Annotated in this window: 15 protein-coding genes; 12 read left to right on the top strand and 3 right to left on the bottom strand. The window is 65.7% G+C overall.

Annotation, left to right across the window (positions count from 1 at the left end; genetic code table 11):
- Nucleotides 1-56: 56 nt before the first annotated feature.
- The 7 genes from EGH23_RS07855 to EGH23_RS07885 all read left to right on the top strand — a co-directional run bounded on the left by EGH23_RS07855 (nt 57) and on the right by EGH23_RS07885 (nt 7,464).
- Complete coding sequence (locus tag EGH23_RS07855; RefSeq protein ID WP_220579461.1) at nt 57-266, top strand: DUF3311 domain-containing protein; 210 nt, start codon at nt 57-59, stop codon at nt 264-266.
- Nucleotides 266-1,789 (top strand): sodium:solute symporter family protein, encoded by a 1,524-nt coding sequence (locus EGH23_RS07860; RefSeq protein WP_220579462.1) that lies wholly within the window; start codon nt 266-268, stop codon nt 1,787-1,789. The genes EGH23_RS07855 and EGH23_RS07860 overlap by 1 nt, the downstream gene beginning before the upstream one ends.
- 180 nt (nt 1,790-1,969) lie before the next feature.
- The gene (locus EGH23_RS07865; RefSeq protein WP_220579463.1) at nt 1,970-2,452 is read left to right on the top strand and encodes a peroxiredoxin family protein; all 483 of its coding nucleotides are present in this window, start codon (nt 1,970-1,972) and stop codon (nt 2,450-2,452) included.
- 106 nt (nt 2,453-2,558) lie between these two features.
- Nucleotides 2,559-2,981 (top strand): YgaP family membrane protein, encoded by a 423-nt coding sequence (locus EGH23_RS07870; protein ID WP_220579464.1) that lies wholly within the window; start codon nt 2,559-2,561, stop codon nt 2,979-2,981.
- A gap of 54 nt (nt 2,982-3,035) precedes the next feature.
- Complete coding sequence (locus EGH23_RS07875; RefSeq protein WP_220579465.1) at nt 3,036-3,944, top strand: HFX_2341 family transcriptional regulator; 909 nt, start codon at nt 3,036-3,038, stop codon at nt 3,942-3,944.
- Nucleotides 3,945-4,492: 548 nt separating this feature from the next.
- Entirely contained in the window at nt 4,493-7,189 is a 2,697-nt protein-coding gene (locus EGH23_RS07880; RefSeq protein ID WP_220579466.1) for a valine--tRNA ligase, read from the top strand.
- A 98-nt stretch (nt 7,190-7,287) separates the two neighbouring features.
- The gene (locus EGH23_RS07885; protein WP_164509660.1) at nt 7,288-7,464 is read left to right on the top strand and encodes a hypothetical protein; all 177 of its coding nucleotides are present in this window, start codon (nt 7,288-7,290) and stop codon (nt 7,462-7,464) included.
- A gap of 45 nt (nt 7,465-7,509) precedes the next feature.
- Here the strand turns inward: EGH23_RS07885 and EGH23_RS07890 are convergent, their stop codons facing one another.
- Both EGH23_RS07890 and EGH23_RS07895 read right to left on the bottom strand, forming a co-directional pair.
- Nucleotides 7,510-8,283 (bottom strand): DUF1405 domain-containing protein, encoded by a 774-nt coding sequence (locus EGH23_RS07890; protein ID WP_220579467.1) that lies wholly within the window; start codon nt 8,281-8,283, stop codon nt 7,510-7,512.
- A gap of 30 nt (nt 8,284-8,313) precedes the next feature.
- The gene (locus tag EGH23_RS07895) at nt 8,314-8,661 is read right to left on the bottom strand and encodes a response regulator (RefSeq protein WP_220579468.1); all 348 of its coding nucleotides are present in this window, start codon (nt 8,659-8,661) and stop codon (nt 8,314-8,316) included.
- A gap of 156 nt (nt 8,662-8,817) precedes the next feature.
- Here EGH23_RS07895 and pdxS point away from each other — a divergent pair, with 156 nt between their 5' ends.
- Both pdxS and EGH23_RS07905 read left to right on the top strand, forming a co-directional pair.
- Nucleotides 8,818-9,726 (top strand): pyridoxal 5'-phosphate synthase lyase subunit PdxS, encoded by a 909-nt coding sequence (pdxS, locus tag EGH23_RS07900; RefSeq protein ID WP_220579469.1) that lies wholly within the window; start codon nt 8,818-8,820, stop codon nt 9,724-9,726.
- A gap of 122 nt (nt 9,727-9,848) precedes the next feature.
- Nucleotides 9,849-11,084 carry a mechanosensitive ion channel family protein gene (locus EGH23_RS07905; RefSeq protein ID WP_220579470.1) on the top strand — a complete coding sequence of 412 codons (1,236 nt, stop codon included), beginning with the start codon at nt 9,849-9,851 and terminating at the stop codon, nt 11,082-11,084.
- 56 nt (nt 11,085-11,140) lie between these two features.
- On the opposite strand, the gene EGH23_RS07910 is transcribed toward EGH23_RS07905, so the two are convergent.
- Nucleotides 11,141-11,461, bottom strand: coding sequence for a hypothetical protein (locus EGH23_RS07910; protein ID WP_220579471.1), 321 nt, complete (start codon nt 11,459-11,461; stop codon nt 11,141-11,143).
- A 165-nt stretch (nt 11,462-11,626) separates the two neighbouring features.
- Between EGH23_RS07910 and EGH23_RS07915 the strand changes: the two genes are divergently transcribed.
- The 3 genes from EGH23_RS07915 to hmgB all read left to right on the top strand — a co-directional run bounded on the left by EGH23_RS07915 (nt 11,627) and on the right by hmgB (nt 16,013).
- Nucleotides 11,627-12,211 carry a DUF2150 family protein gene (locus EGH23_RS07915; protein ID WP_220579472.1) on the top strand — a complete coding sequence of 195 codons (585 nt, stop codon included), beginning with the start codon at nt 11,627-11,629 and terminating at the stop codon, nt 12,209-12,211.
- Nucleotides 12,212-12,278: 67 nt separating this feature from the next.
- A complete protein-coding gene (locus EGH23_RS07920; protein WP_220579473.1) occupies nt 12,279-14,576 on the top strand; it encodes an Ig-like domain-containing protein in 2,298 nt (765 codons plus the stop codon).
- A 99-nt stretch (nt 14,577-14,675) separates the two neighbouring features.
- Nucleotides 14,676-16,013, top strand: coding sequence for a hydroxymethylglutaryl-CoA synthase (gene hmgB, locus EGH23_RS07925; protein ID WP_220579474.1), 1,338 nt, complete (start codon nt 14,676-14,678; stop codon nt 16,011-16,013).
- Nucleotides 16,014-16,105: the final 92 nt, after the last annotated feature.

Consider the following 16,105-nt stretch of genomic DNA (forward strand, 5'->3'; position numbering starts at 1 on the left):
CCCTCGTGTGAAGGTTCGAAATCTATTAGTGCCGCCAGTGGATACGGAACGCAACTATGACATTCGCGCGAACCGCCGGCTGGGCCGCCGTCGCGCTCGTACTGATGGCGCTGGCCGTGCCGTGGTTCCTCTGGCGGGATGCGAGCGTCGCGTTCGGCCTCCCGGTGTGGCTCTGGTGGCACGTCGGCTGGATGGTGCTGGCGAGTATCGTCTTCGCCGTTTTCGCCCGCACCGACTGGGGGCTCGGCGTCGAGGAGGTGCGCTGATGGCCGACACCGCGCTCCAGTTGGGCATCGTCGGCGCGTACATGGTCGTCGCGCTGGCCGTCGGGGTCGTCGCCTACCGCCTGACCGAACGGAACGCCGAGGACTACTACCTCGCCAGCCGGACGCTCGGAACCGTCGTCCTCCTCTTCACGACCTTCGCGACGCTGCTGTCGGCCTTCACGTTCTTCGGCGGACCGAACCTCGCCTTCAGCGCCGGTCCCGAGTGGATTCTCGTGATGGGACTGATGGACGGCATCATCTTCGCCGTCCTCTGGTACGTGCTGGGCTACAAGCAGTGGCTGGTCGGCAAGCGCCACGGCTACGTCACGCTCGGGGAGATGCTGGGCGACCGCTTCGGCTCGACGCGCCTTCGCGTCCTCGTCGCCGTCGTGAGCCTCGTGTGGCTGTTCCCGTACGTGATGCTCCAGCAGAAGGGGGCCGGGCAGGCAATCGTCGGCCTGACGAACGGGCAGGTCCCCTTCTGGGTCGGCGCGGGCGGTATCACGCTGTTCATGATCCTGTACGTCGCCGTCTCGGGGATGCGCGGCGTCGCCTGGACCGACACGATTCAGGGCCTGTTCATGCTGTCGCTCGTGTGGGCAGCCGTCGCGTGGATTCTCACGTCCGTCGGCGGGGCCGGCGCGGCCACCCAAACGCTCGCGGAGTCGAACCCGGAGTTCCTCGCGCTCGGCGGCGGCCTCTACACGCGGCAGTACATCGTCTCGACGGCCGTGAGCATCGCCTTCGGCGTGACGATGTTCCCCCAGATCAACCAGCGCTTCTTCGCCGCCGGGTCGAAGACGGTGCTCAAGCGGACGTTCGCCCTGTGGCCGATTCTCGTCCTCCTCCTGTTCGTCCCGGCGTTCATGCTCGGGTCGTGGGCCGCGGGACTGGGCGTGACGGTGCCGGAAGGCGGCAACGTCGTTCCCGCGCTTCTGGGCGAGTACACGCCGGCGTGGTTCGCCGCGCTGGTCATCGCCGGCGCGATGGCCGCGATGATGTCCTCCAGCGACTCGATGCTGCTGTCGGGGTCGTCGTATCTCACCCGCGACGTCTACCGGCCGCTGAAGCGCGCGTTCGGGAGCGGCGACACGGACGACGCCCGCGAGACGCTCGTCGCCCGCGCGGGCGTCGTCATCTTCGCCGCGCTCTCCTTCGTCGCCAGTCTCTACTCGCCCGGCACGCTCGTCCAGATCGGCGACACCGCCTTCAGCGGGTTCGCGCAGCTCACCCTGCCCGTCGCGCTCGCGCTCTACTGGCGCGGGACGACCCGCGACGGGATGTACGCCGGCATCGTCGGGAGCCAGTTGTTCTACGTCCTGCACGTCTTCCCCGTCGTCGAGACGCTCGCCGGCCTCGTCGGCCTCGCCATCTCGCTCCCGACTGCCTATCTCGGATGGACGCCGGGGATCGTCGGTATCCTGCTGGGAGCCCTCTTGACCGTCGCCGTCTCGCTCGCGACCAGCGCCGCCCCCGAGGAGAACCGCGCGGCCTATCAGGTCGAGAGCGTCGACGCCGACTGAGACAGATTCTTGTGGGTTATTTCCGGATAGCGCCGACCCCGGGGTCGGCACTACCGGTAAATCGCTACAACGAGCGGTGTGTGGCGGTTCGGTGGCAGAGACGCCGGCCCTCACTCGGCTGTGGCGAGCGGGCGCACGACCGGAGGCCCGTTATGACGCCCCGCGGCGAACGGCTCCCGTATGAGCTTAGAACACGCAGAGGCACCCGACTTCTCGCTCGAAAGCACCGCCGGCGGGACGGTCTCGCTCTCCGAACACTTAGAAGACGGCCCCGCCGTGATTCTCGTCAACCGCGGCCACTGGTGCAGTTTCTGCGCGGAGCAACTCCAGACGTTCAGCGAAGTGTCCTACGACCTCTGGTTCAACGATAACGTCGATATCCTCCCCGTGGTGACCTCACCGCTCCCGAAGGTGACCGAGATGCGGGACCGCTACGACCTCGATTTCCAGTTGCTCGCCGATCCCGACGGCGAGGTCGCCGAGCAGTACAGCGGGACCGAGGAGACGAGCCACGGCCTGACCGGCATCGCCGGGACGTACGTCGTAGACGAAGACGGGACCGTCCAGTACGAACAGGTCGCGGACCACCCCGCCGACCGCACCTACGGGAACTTCGTCCGGTACTACGTCCGCAACGGGTACGAGGACCCCCTCGGCGAGTGAACACGGCCTCGGATCGGCCGTTTTCTACGTCTCGTCTCCCCTGTCTATTCCCGGCAGGTCGTCCGGATAGGTGAACCTACAAGGGCGTGCAGTCCGACGGTTGCGTATGGACCTCAACGAGAACGTTGGTGGCCGCGACCGACTCGCCCGCGCAGCGCTCGCCGTCGTGCTGACCGTCGCGGCGGTTCGCTCGCTCCGGAACGGCAAGCGTCTGCGCGGACTGCTCGCCGGCATCGGCGCGCTCGTCTTCGGCTTCAACGCGACCAGCGGTTACTGCAGTGTGAACGACGTGCTGGACCGCGACACGACCGGCGGCGAGAGCGACGAGGACGAGGAGGAGGAGACGGTCGTCTCCATCAGCGAGAGCGACGGAGACGACGAGAGCAGCGACGGGGCGTCGAGCGCCGGCTCGAAGAAGGCCGAGCGAGGCTGGACGCTGACGTGTGCCGCCTGCGGTAACGACATCGTCACCGGCGAGGCGCGCGGCCCGAACGAGAGCGGCGACATCGTTCACGAGACCTGCAACTGACGACTCGCGTACCGAGTCTGTTCGCTTTTATAGCCGCCGGGAGGTGTAGTACGTATGCAGACCCACATCGTCCCGGTCGGCTTCGACTACGACCGGCTCATCGCGCCGCTGGTGCGCGAGCAACTCGACGTGGACCGCGTCATCCTCTTAGAGGGGGCGGTCGGTTCCGAGGCCAACGTCGAGTACTCGCGCCGCCTCGCCGAGAAGCTGGAGAAGGACTACCGGAACCTGCTCGGGGCCGAAACCGAGAGCTTCGTCGTCGACGATGTCTACGCCTACGACGAGGCGTTCGAACAGGCGTTCGAACTCATCAACGACGAGCTCGACGCCGGCAACGAGGTGTGGGTCAACGTCTCCGCGATGCCCCGCACCGTCTCCTTCGCGTTCGCCACCGCCGCCCACTCGATCATGGTCGAACGCGAGGGCGAGCGCGACCGCATCCACACCTACTACACGGTCCCCGAGAAGTACCTGGAGACGGAACTTGCCGAGGAACTGCGCAAACAGGTCGGCTTGCTCGAAGACCTCCAGAGCGGTGAGGACGTGGCCGCCGACGTCGACGAGCGGCTGGAGACCGCTCTCGACCTCTTGGACGAGTTCGACGAGCGCGGAACGACCATCGGTGCGAAGGAGATCGACGGCTCGCACATCGTCGAACTCCCCGTCGCCTCCTTCTCGAACGTCAAACCCTTCGAGGAGGTCATCCTCTTTCTCCTCGGCGAACACGGCGAGTTCGAGTCCGTCTCGGAACTGGCACAGGAACTCGCCCGCGAACTCGGCGAGGAGTACACCGACTCCTTCCGCTCGAAGGTCATCTACAACGTCGACCGCCTCGGCCCCGGCGGAAAAGGCTACATCGAACAGGAGGAACACGGGAAGTCGTACCGAACGCGCCTCTCGCGCATCGGCGAGCTCTGGGTCCGCTCGCACTCGGCCGACGAGCGCGAACACGATCTGCTTTGAAACTCTACGCGGTGAACCGGAGAGACGACCGACAACGTGAGTCAACAGCCAGAAATCCCCGCTAGCGATAGTCGAGCCGCCTGTTATCGGAGAAAGAGAGGAGACCGCGAACAGCCAGAAAGCCCCACCTCGCAAATGATCAATCAGTCGACACAGGTGGGACTGAAAGGGGCCGGGCGCTCGATTAGCCCGGACGACGCAAGCACGCGAGCGAAGCGAGCGCGCACAGCGAGTCCCGGCAATCGAGCGGTCGGGGTCTTTCTGGCTGTTCGCGGTCTTATGCCTCTTTTCTGTAGCGGCCGATTCGCCTCTCGTTAGCGGGGCTTTCCGACTGTCTCAAATCACAGTTACTTCTCCGACAACAGAAGCTGCGCCTCACCAGAAAACCGAAGTCGTTAATCCCCCGCTTCGCCCACGTACACGTAATGGCGCGTCGAGCAGCTTCCCGCTCCGTTCTCGTACCCGTAGTAGGGGTCTCCACGCCCCACTAACCCCACCTCTCGACGCCCGCACCGCTTTTCGACCGACCGCGAGTTCGCAGATTCGACATGAGTGACACACAGGACCCACCGACCGAGGAATCGACAGCAGACCAGTCAGAGAGCCTCGACGGGGAGTACGACCCCGGCGAGATAGAGCCAAAGTGGCAGGACCGCTGGGTGACCGAGGACACCTACGCCTACGACGGGGACGCCGACACCCGCTTCGCCATCGACACGCCGCCGCCGACGGTGTCGGGGAACCTCCATATGGGCCACCTCTATCAGTTCACCCTCCAGGACTTCGTCGCCCGGTACCACCGGATGGCCGACGACACGGTGTACTTCCCGTTCGGCTACGACGACAACGGCATCGCCTCCGAGCGCCTGACCGAGCGCGAACTGGATATCCGCCATCAGGACTTCGAGCGCCGGGTGTTCCAGGAGAAGTGCCGCGACGTCTGCGCGACGTACGAGGACGAGTTCACGCAGGACGTCCAGTCGCTGGCGATCTCCGTCGACTGGGACAACACCTACAAGACCATCGAGCCGCGCGTCCAGCGCATCTCCCAACTGTCCTTCCTCGACCTCTACGAGCAAGGGCGAGAGTACCGCCAGCGCGCGCCGACCATCTGGTGTCCCGACTGCGAGACGGCCATCTCGCAGGTCGAACAGGAGGACGAGGACAAGCACACGAAGTTCAACGACATCGCCTTCGAACTGGTCGAGGACGGGAACGGGGACGCCCCCGGCGAGGGCGACGCCGAGGAGACGTTCACCATCTCCACGACGCGTCCGGAACTCCTTCCCGCGTGTGTCTCGGTGTTCGTCCACCCCGACGACGACGAGAACCAGCACCTCGTCGGCGGCACGGCGAGGGTGCCGCTGTTCGAGCAGGAAGTGCCCATCATCGCCGACGAGCGCGTCGACATGGAGACCGGCAGCGGCCTCGTCATGTGCTGTACGTTCGGCGACCAGAACGACATCGAGTGGTACCAGGCCCACGACCTCGACCTGCGACTGGCCATCGACGAGTCGGCGACGATGACCGAACTCGCCGAGCAGTACGAGGGCATGAGCACCACGCAGGCCCGCGCGGCCATCATCGAGGACTTAGACGTCGAGGGCCACCTGCTCGAGTCGCGGGACCACGAACACACCGTGCAGGTCCACGAGCGCTGCGGCGTCGAGGTCGAGTACCTCGTCACCGAGCAGTGGTACATCAAGCTGCTCGACAAGAAAGACGAGTACCTGCAGGCCGGCCGGGACATGGAGTGGTTCCCCGAGAAGATGTACAGCCGCTACCAGCACTGGATCGAGGGCCTGGAGTGGGACTGGTGTATCTCCCGCCAGCGCGACTCGGGCATCCCGATCCCGGTGTGGTACTGCGACGAGTGCGGCGAGCCCACCTTCGCCGAGCGCGAGCAACTGCCGGTCGATCCCCTCTCGGACGACCCGCCCGTCGGCGAGTGCGAACACTGCGGCCACGACACGTTCACGCCCGAGGAGGACGTCTTCGACACGTGGGCCACCTCCTCGCTCACGCCGCTCATCAACGCCGAGTGGGACTGGGACGCCGACAGTGAATCGTTCGAGATGGCGATGGACGAGCTGTACCCCTTCGACCTCCGGCCGCAGGGCCACGACATCATCTCGTTCTGGCTGTTCCACACCGTCGTCAAGTGCTACGAGCACACAGGCGAGGTGCCCTTCGAGAGCGTGATGGTCAACGGGATGGTCTTAGACGAGAACCGCGAGGCGATGTCGAAGTCGAAGGGCAACGTCATCCCGCCGAGCGAAGTGCTGGAGAACTTCCCGGTCGACGCCGCCCGCTACTGGGCCGCCGGGACCTCCATCGGCGACGACTTCCCGTACAAGGAAGGCGATTTGGAGGCGGGCGAGCGCTTGCTCCAGAAGCTCTGGAACGCCTCGCGGCTGGTCGACCAGCTGACGCCCGCACAGAACGCCGTCGAGAACGTCCCCGAGGACGATCTGGCGGCCGTCGACCGCTGGATGCTGGCTGAACTCGACGCGACCATCGACTCCGTCACGACGAAGTTCGAGGACTACGCCTTCTCGAAGGCCCGGAACGAACTGCGCTCGTTCTTCTGGAACACGTTTTGCGACGATTACCTCGAAATCGCCAAGCAACGGCTCTCGGAAGGCGGGAACGCCTCGACGGAGTACACGCTGCTGACCGCCCATCGGACCTTCCTCCAACTGTTCGCACCGTTCCTCCCGCACATCACGGAGGAACTGTGGAGCAGAATGTACGACAGCGACCAGTCGGTCCACACGACGGATTGGCCCGTCGCGGGCGGCTACGAGGCGGACTTAGAAGCGGGCGAGACGGCGATGGAGGTCGTCTCGGCGCTCCGCCGGTACAAGACCGAGAACGGCCTGCCGCTGAACGCCGACCTCGAACACGTGGAGGTGTACGGTCACGTCGAGGGCTTCGCCGACGCCGTCGCCGAGGCGATGCACGTCGAGACCTTAGAGACGTTCGAGGACGCCCCCGACATCACGACCGAGATCAGCGACATCGACCTCGACTACTCCGTCGTCGGCCCGGAGTTCGGCAACGACGTGGGTGCCATCGAGGGCGCGATCGCACAGGGCGACTACGAGATCGAGGACGGGACGCTCGTCGTGTCGGGCGGCGAGTTCGAACTCGACGCCGAGATGTTCGAGGTCGAGGAGTCCCGCACCTACTCCGGCGAGGGCGAGATGACCGAGACCGAGAGCGCCGTTGTCGTGGTGCGGTAACGCGGCGGGAGAGCGCGGCGAGCGACCGCGCTGCGAGGAACCCCGCCGCCGTCGCCGGGACCAGTAGCATCAATGCGGGGGACTCGGTATCTCCACGCATGCAATCGGAGGCAGAGATACGCGACCGCATCGAGGCGCTGCAAGACGAGTACGACAGCCACGACCCGCCGACCTCCGGACTGGAAGACGAGGCGGAGGTGGCGATCCTGCGCGCCATCGAGGAACTGGAGTGGGTCCTCGAAGAGCGCGACGACGACGATTCGTTCACTATCTGACGGCGGAGAGCGAGACGGGAGACGGACCAGCGGGACCGACGCGACCTACGCGGTCGCCCGCCGCCGCTTCAGTTTCTCGACGCGAGTGGCGAGGGCCAGAAACGTCGCCAGGATCGTCAGGACGACCGCCCATCCGGCCGCGAGGTCGTGGGCGGGGAGCGTGTGGTCCAGCCCGCCGGCGACGACCTCGGCCCGGAGAATGGTGTGGTGCGGGCCGCCCAGTACTGCGACGAAGTAATCCACCACGTCGTTGAAGCCGTACCAGAAGACGGCGACGGCGACCGCGGGCACCGAGAAGCTCGCGTAGCGGTGGATGAGGAACGCCTCGAGCGCCATCGCGAGGTGGCTCAGGACGAGGAACCAGTAGAGCCACGCCGCGATGCCGCCGGGGCCGTTGATGACCAACTGGACGAACGGCGTCCAGAGGCCGAGCTTGATACAGCCGAAGAAGGCCAGCGCGTGGAGCCACTCGGCGTTCCAGCCGCGCTTCCACGCGACCAGCGAGAGCCCGATGAACATCGTCGCCGCGGGCGAGTCGGGGATGAGCGGATACGCCAGTAACGGGGCCGCGCCGAGCTGTCCCTCGACCAGCGGCCGCGCGAGGTTCAGCGGGCGGCCCGCGTAGTACCAGAAGCCGAAGAGCGTCCCGACGAGGTTGACGAGGGCGACGGGCCACGCCAGTCGGAGGCCGACGTTTTCCAGCCACGTCGGGAGCGGGGCCACGTAGCGCGGGAGGCCCTCGCTGTCGGGGAGGGGTCCGCCGAAGAACCGCGCGACGACTGCCTCGATGCGCCCGCCGACGCCCTGCTCCGTTGCCATACCGGGCGGTAGGGAGGCGGCGGCAAAACGCTAGCGGTCGAACCAGGTCAGAACCGGATCTCGAAGCGCGCGCCGCCGGCCTCGCTCTCGGCGACGGTCACCGACCAGTCGTGTCGGTCCGCGATGGTCCGCCCGAACGGTCCGGAGGAGTTCGAGCCCGTCGATCGGCTCCACGTCGTAGTCCGAGACGACGCAGTCGACGTCGGTGGTCGCCGGTCGCTCCGTGACCCGTGCGGGGTCGGCGAGGGTGTCGATTTCGAGGTCGTCGGACTGGCGTGCCACCATCGCCGACGACACGTCCAGGAAGTCGACGTTGTCGTCGACGTGCAAAACCCGCGCCCGCTCCTCGCGCTCCACCGGAGACCACTCCGTACCCATCGCACACAGTATGTGCATCACGTTATAAAAGGCTACAGGGGTATCCACACCGCGTTCGCCGCAGTTCGTCACGTTCCGCTCCGGTTCACGCCGGTCTCGTCTCTCAGTTCCGGCCAAGGACAACCGTTAGGTAAATCCAGTTCCAAGCCGCTGACAATGCCCGAAGCTACCGATCTAGAGGAGCTGCGCCGCGGGACCGATCTCGTCAAGCGCGGCTTCGCGAAGATGCAGAAGGGCGGCGTCATCATGGACGTCGTCACGCGCGAACAGGCCCGCATCGCCGAGGACGTCGGCGCAGTAGCGGTGATGTCCTTAGAGGCCGTCCCGGCCGATATCCGGAAACGCGGCGGCGTCGCACGGATGGCAGACCCCGCGGAAGTCGAGCAGATCATCGACGAGGTGTCGATCCCCGTGATGGGCAAGTCCCGCATCGGCCACACCAAGGAAGCCCAGATCCTGGAAGCGACGGGCGTCGACATGATCGACGAGAGCGAGGTGCTCACGCCCGCCGACGACCGCTACCACATCGACAAGCGCGACTTCACCTCGCCGTTCGTCTGCGGCGCGCGCAACCTCGGCGAGGCCCTGCGCCGCATCGAGGAGGGCGCGGCCATGATTCGGACGAAGGGCGAAGCCGGCACCGGCGACGTGAACCAGGCCGTCCACCACCAGCGCAACATCAAGGGCTCCATCCGCCAGCTCGAAGGCGCGAGCTACGAGGAGCGCGAGAAGTGGGCGCGCGAGAACGAAGCGCCCGCCGAACTCGTCCACGAGACGGCAGAGATGGGTCGTCTCCCCGTGGTGAACTTCGCCGCCGGCGGCATCGCCACCCCGGCCGACGCCGCGCTGATGATGCACCACGGCTGTGACGGCATCTTCGTCGGGTCGGGCATCTTCGGCGCGGAGGACCCCGAGGCGATGGGCGAGGCCGTCGTCGAAGCCGTCAACAACTGGGACGACCCCGAGACGCTCGCCGAGATCAGCAAGAACATCGGCTCTGGCATGCGCGGCGACGCCAACGCCGACCTCCCCGAGGAAGAGAAACTGCAGGGCCGCGGCGTCTGAGGCGGACGGCTTCTCCCGGTCTCGGGGCGGCGATATCGCTCTCGTTTCTCCGCCTCGCCGTCGAACCGCCCTCGTCGGGACAGAGACGAAGACACAAGTCGCTACGACTTCGATAAGGGTGTGTGCAGGGGACCGCCGTGCCGACGCCGGAGAGCGAGATAACCGGGGAGCGGATAGTCGAGTTCATCGCGGAGCTCCAGGAACTCCTCCAGCGACTGGAGGCCACCAGAGGCCGTCTCACGGCGACTATTCTCCTGGTTCTCGTCCTCTTTCTCAGCATCGTCGTCGCGCCGGCGCTGTTCTCGGAGTTCCGAGGCGCGCTCGGGGACTGGATGCGCTCGGGGCGGATGGGGCGCGGGCTGGAGCGGCTCGCGTCGCTCACGCCGACGTCGTCTCGGGGCGTGCTGCTCCGCTCGCTCCAGCTGACCGCGCTGTGCCTCGTCGTCGTCTCGTTTCTCATCGTCTGGGACCTCGTAGACGTCGTCGACGTCGCCGCGCCGATAATCCTGGAGGGGAGTCCGAAACTGTACGCCACGGCACAGAGCGTCCTCCTGGTGCTGTTGGGGTTCGTCCTCTCCGATCAGTTGAAGCGGAGCATCGACCGACTCAGCCTCGCGCTCGACGACTTCACCGAACACCAAGAGGAGATACTGCTCCGGGTCGGACAGGTGACGATCTCCATCGTCATCGGCGTCACCATCCTCGCGATCTGGGGACTGGACATCAGCGGCCTGCTCGTCGGGGCGGGCTTTCTCGGGATCGTCGTCGGCTTCGCCGCCCGGACGACGCTCGGCTCGCTCATCGCGGGGTTCGTCCTCATGTTCTCCCGACCGTTCACCATCGGCGACTGGGTCGTCATCGGCGAACAGGAGGGCATCGTCACGGAGATCACCGTCTTCAACACGCGACTCGAGAACTTCGACGGGGAGTTCGTCGTCATCCCGAACGACCGGGTCGGCGACCAGGCGGTCACCAACCGGAGTCAGAAGGGGCTGCTCAGACTGACGATGGACCTCGGCGTGGATTACGACACCGACGTGGAGCGAGCGACGGAGTTGGCCCAGGAGACGATGGCGGCCGTCGAGGAAGTCGTCGACTCCCCGCCGCCGCAGGTCGTTCCGAAGTCGTTCGGCGATTCGGCCATCGTCCTCGAACTGCGGTTCTGGATCGACCACCCGACGCCGCCCCGGAAGTGGCGGGCCATCTCGGCCGTCGTCCGGGAGGTGAAAGCCGCCTTCGACGAGGAGGGGATCTCGATCCCGTTCCCACAGCGGACGCTTCAGCCCCGAGCGGACGGCGAAGACGGCGCTCCAGAGAGCGTGATCCGCTCGGTGAACGAGAGCGAAGACGGGCAGTGACCGCGCCGAGGCCGCCGCGAGCGTATCGGTGTCGCACGGTCTACACGTGACCCGATTCACTCGTCGCGACCGCCGAAGTAGCCGTCGAGGACGAGTCCGGCACCGAGCAGCCAGCAGCCGACCAGCGCGCCGAGGACGCCGACGTGGAACAGTCGACCGGTGGTGAACCCGCCGACGAGCGGCCCGTCGAGCGCCGCCGCGGCGGCGTCGAGCGCGACGCCGAGCGTCGCTGCGTCCGCGACCATCCCCGCGAACGTCCCAGCGACGACCGGCAGGGCCCCGACGAGGAGCGCGAGCCCCACACGCGTCGCCGCGCTACCGACAGCGACTGGATCGATAGTGCCGACCGTCGCGTGCGTCGACCGTCGCTGTGACATGACAATACATACCACTCCGCGGCGTATAAATCCCCGCGAAGGCGAACGTTCACCGTCCGTCGGCGGCTGTGCCACACAGAGCGGGTCTGGTACGGCCTTTTAGCCGATTCAGCCGTCGGCATCGCCTGTCGAAACTACTATCCCCGGGCGCACGTACGGGGAGACATGAGCACTCCGCCGGGGGAGTATTACACCGAAGAACGCTGGCAGAACTGGCTCGATCGCATCGGCGAGGAGAACGTCGACCCCGAAGACGAGGATTCGGCGCGCCTCCTGTTGAACTTGCAGGACGACACGGCGATCGCCGTCGCGAAGATACTCACCGACTACGAGGACGGTGAACTCGACGAGGAGACCGCGCTCGACGAACTCGCGGGCGTCCGCGAGATCGTCCTCGCGGACCTAGAGATGGAAGACGAGGAGACGCTGATGCTGATCGACGGCGTCCAGACGTCGCTGCTCTGTGTCTTCTACGCCGCCGAGGAGTACGTCGCCGAGGGCGTCGCCGAGGACGCCTCCGTCGCCGACTACGTCGGGGCCGCCGCCGACGCCGAGGCCGAGGAGGACTTAGATGCGGCGCTCGGCTACTGCGTGCAGGCCGGGACGCGCATCATCGACGGCGACGAACTCTCGATGGACGTCGTCGAGGAACTGGACTACGGACTGGTCTCGGAGTGGGTCAACGGGCTCGATAGCCTCCAGACGGCGATGAGCGACCCAGAAGTCGTCGAGGAAGAAGACGAGGCCTGAATCGGCCAGAACGAGAGCTGATACTGGGGCAGATACCTTTTTACTACCCACTCTGCAACCGGCGTGCATGGATTTCGTCGGGGACGAGCGGGCACAGTCGGTGCAGATCGGAGCGGTGTTGCTGTTCGCCGTCCTCGTCGTCGCGTTTTCGAGCTATCAGGCGTTCGTCATCCCGGAGCAGAACCGGGAGGTCGAGTTCAACCACAACCAGCAGGTCCAATCGCAGATGCAGGACCTGCGAAACGCCATCGTCTCGACTCCCGGCGAGACGAGCGCTCGGGCCGTCTCGGTGTCTCTCGGCACGCGGTATCCGAGTCGGCTGCTCGGTACGAACCCCGGGCCGCCGACGGGCTCGCTTCGGACGAACGGCACCGCCGACCCCGCTCACAACGTCACGATTCGCCACGCACGAGCGACCGGCGAGACCGGCGACTACTGGACGGGCGAGACGCGAGCGTACAACACGGGCACTATCGTCTACAGCCCGAACTACAATGTCTACGGCGAGGCCCCGGAGACGTACTACGAACACTCCGTCGTCTACAACAGATTTCGGGGTGGCGACCTCACGCTGTCCGGGCAGACAATCGTCGACGGCACCGATATCACGCTCGTCGCCCTGAACGGGTCGCTGGACCGGAGCTCCGCGGGGTCGACGACGATCGACGTTCGACCGGTTAGTCAGTCCTCGACGACAGTCGGGGTGACGAACGACGGGCCGGACACGAACGTCTCGGTGTCGTTTCTCTCGCGACTACCGGCGAGCAAGTGGAATGAGACGCTGAGCGGCGAGTTCGATAGCACCCCTGGCACTGGTGACGACGAGCGGTACATAACAGACGTCTCGGGAACTGACGGTCCCGGACCGTTCGACAACATCACGATAACTTTCGAGCAGGGTACCACGTATCAGCTCAGGTTAGTGAAAGCCGGCGTCGGGACGAAAGTCGACGAGGATCCAGCCCGCTATCTAACCGAGATCGGCGGGAACGCCTCGACGCTCACGCGTGGGGAACGGACAGAACTGACACTCGAGGTCCGTGACGCGTACAATAACCCCGTTCAGAACGTCTCCGTCAACGGGAGCGTCGCGGGATTGAACAACGGTTCGCTAGTCCGGTCGCGGCGGTACACGAACGAGAACGGCGAGGTCGCATTCGAATACGACTCGACACCGGCGAACGATACCGGGACACACGATGTCGAATTCACTATCGGACCCGATTCACAGTTGGGGGCTGGGTTCGACGGTGGCAGTGCGGACAACGCAGCGATGACGGTCACGCTCGAACCTGAGTCGTCGGACACTGGTTCCGACGGCGGACGAGTGGTCAGCCGAGCAGATGCGACTGCGCTCGACGGCGACGGTAACGGCGTTCCCGGCGGATTCGGCGTCACTGTAGAGAACCAGGTCGGTGGGCCCATCGCCGTGACTGACGTGTCTATCGTGCCCGAAGATTCACGGATTAACGGCCTCTCGGATGAGGTCAGCGGTGAGGGAGTCGCGCAGTCCGAGCTCGCCATCGAGACGGTCTCATCGGGGGCCGTACGCGCTATCGACGTCCCGGTCCCGCCAGACGAGTACCTCTATCTGTCGGACCGGGGCGTCACGCTCTCGACCGAGGGGCCACGCGACGAGCGTACCTACAAAACTGGACAGCGGTTCGGCACCGCCGAGACGGACGTGACCGGGACGGCAGTCGAACTCGCCAACGGAGAGCGAGCCCGGATCACGTTCGCCGAGTTCTGGACGGTCGAGTCCCCGTCTGCGAGTCCGGTCAACGCTACCGGAGAGACGTTCCGCGTTAGCGTGACCTACACCACCGGGACTACCCGTGTTTCCGACGAGTTCGTCACAAACGTGTCGCCACGGTCGACCGGCGGTGGGAGTGGTGGTAGCGGCAGTGGGGGTGGCACCGCGGCCGACCGAGTCAATTACAACGACGACGGGACTGCAGATGGCCCCGGTACCACCGGCGTCCGGTTTAGTATCGACAACGACGGGACGAGCGACGTATCGGTAACCAGCGTCGCGGTCGACAGCGCCGGCAGCGCGGACGAACTTCTCGAACAGAACGGCGGCAGCGGCCAGTGGAACCGAGAAGTCTTCATTGATGCGGACAGCAACGGATACCTCGAAACGGGCGACGGAGGTAACGACGAGTACACCCTGGGGAGCGGCGAAACGCCGCTTAGTGCAACGGCGACGATAGGTGGTGGACGATCCGCGACGTTCTACCTGTATCAGTTCACCGAACAGGGAGCAGGGGCCAGCGGTGGTTCAGTCGATATGTCGGGTAACGACGTGACCGTGACAATATACTTCGGTGACGGGTCCTCCAAACAGGTTTCGTTCACTGCTTGACCACTGGTATCGGAACCAGCCGCTCGACTGCCGTGCGTTACGTCGATCGTCGAACTCTTGGTCGACAGTATCTTATACGCTCGTAGTGACCGTTCTCACATGACAGCAGTCGGTATCGACGCGATGGAGATATGGACAGGGAAGCTGAAACTCGACCTCGCCGAGACGTTCGCGCCGGCGCAGGGCGACGACCCCGGGAAGTACACGAAGGGGCTGGGGCTGCACGCCTCGTCGTTCCCGGACGTCTACGAGGACATCGTGACGATGGCGGCCAACGCCGCGCACCGACTGATGGAGCGCAAGGGTCTCGTACCCGACGACGTCGGCCGCATCGACGTGGCCACGGAGTCTTCCTTCGACAACTCCAAACCCGTCTCCACGTACGTCGCCGGTTGTCTCGAACAGGTGTACGACGGCGACTTCCACCACGCGAACAAGGGCGAGCGGAAGTTCGCGTGTATCTCGGGGACACAGAGCTTAGACGACGCGTACAACTGGATCCGCGCCGGGCGAAACCGCGGCCGCTCGGCGATCGTCATCGCCACCGACACGGCGCTGTACGCCCGCGACGACCCCGGCGAGGCCACGCAGGGGGCGGGTGCCGTCGCCATGCTCGTCTCGGAGGACCCCGACCTCGTCGAACTCTCCGCCGAACAGGGCTTCGGCAGCGCCGACGAGACCGACTTCCTCAAGCCGAACCAGCAGTTCCCGTCCGTCGACGGGAAGCGCTCGGTGAACGTCTACCTCGCCCGGATGCGCGAGGCGCTGGACGACTTCGCGTCGGTGGCCGGCGACATCCACCCCGACGACTATCCGCTGATTCCGTTCCACACGCCGTTCCCGGGGATGGTCCGGAAGGCCGCGGCGCTGGGCTACCGTCACATCATCCGCGGGACGGACGTCGAGGACGCCGTCGCGGCGGAGATCGGCCACCAGCCGATGCGCGAGGACTTCGAGACCGACGACGCGTTCCGCGACGCCATTCGGGAGTACACCGACTCGCTGACCGAGACGGAGCGGTACAAGGACTGGTACGCCGACACCATCGACCCGACGCTGGAGATCTCGCGCGAGGTCGGTAACTGGTACACCGGGTCGGTCCACATCGCCCGCGCCGCCGGCCTGAAACACGCCCGCGAGAACGGCCGCGACTTAGAGGGGAAGCAGCTGCTGGTCGCCTCCTACGGCTCCGGGGCACAGGCGGAGGTCCACGCCGAGACGGTCGTTCCCGGCTGGGAGGAGGAGATCGCCCAACTGAACATCGACGAGCAGAACCGCGAGCGGTACGACCTCTCCTTCGAGGAGTACGAGCAGATCCACGACGTCCACAACCACGACATGGAGGCCGACGTCGAGGAGTTCACCGCGCCGGAATCCGAGTTCGTCTTCGACGGCTGGGGGCGGATGGGTGAGCGGAAGTATCGGTACGTGGAGTAGCGAGGACTGTCTATCGCCTGACGACGGCGAACGAAGTGGACCGTGATAGTAGACCAGCGGAGTAGCGGTTTTCGAAGCATGCAAGCACGTCT

The organism is Haloarcula nitratireducens, from assembly GCF_019599505.1.

What these genes read in the sequence shown, in the direction of transcription:
- pdxS (WP_220579469.1), top strand. Translation starts at nt 8,818, where the DNA reads ATGCCCGAAGCTACCGATCTAGAGGAGCTGCGCCGCGGGACCGATCTC.
- EGH23_RS07875 (WP_220579465.1), top strand. Translation starts at nt 3,036, where the DNA reads ATGCAGACCCACATCGTCCCGGTCGGCTTCGACTACGACCGGCTCATC.
- EGH23_RS07860 (WP_220579462.1), top strand. Translation starts at nt 266, where the DNA reads ATGGCCGACACCGCGCTCCAGTTGGGCATCGTCGGCGCGTACATGGTC.
- EGH23_RS07910 (WP_220579471.1), bottom strand. Translation starts at nt 11,461, where the DNA reads ATGTCACAGCGACGGTCGACGCACGCGACGGTCGGCACTATCGATCCA.
- EGH23_RS07865 (WP_220579463.1), top strand. Translation starts at nt 1,970, where the DNA reads ATGAGCTTAGAACACGCAGAGGCACCCGACTTCTCGCTCGAAAGCACC.
- hmgB (WP_220579474.1), top strand. Translation starts at nt 14,676, where the DNA reads ATGACAGCAGTCGGTATCGACGCGATGGAGATATGGACAGGGAAGCTG.
- EGH23_RS07855 (WP_220579461.1), top strand. Translation starts at nt 57, where the DNA reads ATGACATTCGCGCGAACCGCCGGCTGGGCCGCCGTCGCGCTCGTACTG.
- EGH23_RS07915 (WP_220579472.1), top strand. Translation starts at nt 11,627, where the DNA reads ATGAGCACTCCGCCGGGGGAGTATTACACCGAAGAACGCTGGCAGAAC.
- EGH23_RS07880 (WP_220579466.1), top strand. Translation starts at nt 4,493, where the DNA reads ATGAGTGACACACAGGACCCACCGACCGAGGAATCGACAGCAGACCAG.
- EGH23_RS07885 (WP_164509660.1), top strand. Translation starts at nt 7,288, where the DNA reads ATGCAATCGGAGGCAGAGATACGCGACCGCATCGAGGCGCTGCAAGAC.
- EGH23_RS07895 (WP_220579468.1), bottom strand. Translation starts at nt 8,661, where the DNA reads ATGGGTACGGAGTGGTCTCCGGTGGAGCGCGAGGAGCGGGCGCGGGTT.
- EGH23_RS07870 (WP_220579464.1), top strand. Translation starts at nt 2,559, where the DNA reads ATGGACCTCAACGAGAACGTTGGTGGCCGCGACCGACTCGCCCGCGCA.
- EGH23_RS07920 (WP_220579473.1), top strand. Translation starts at nt 12,279, where the DNA reads ATGGATTTCGTCGGGGACGAGCGGGCACAGTCGGTGCAGATCGGAGCG.
- EGH23_RS07890 (WP_220579467.1), bottom strand. Translation starts at nt 8,283, where the DNA reads ATGGCAACGGAGCAGGGCGTCGGCGGGCGCATCGAGGCAGTCGTCGCG.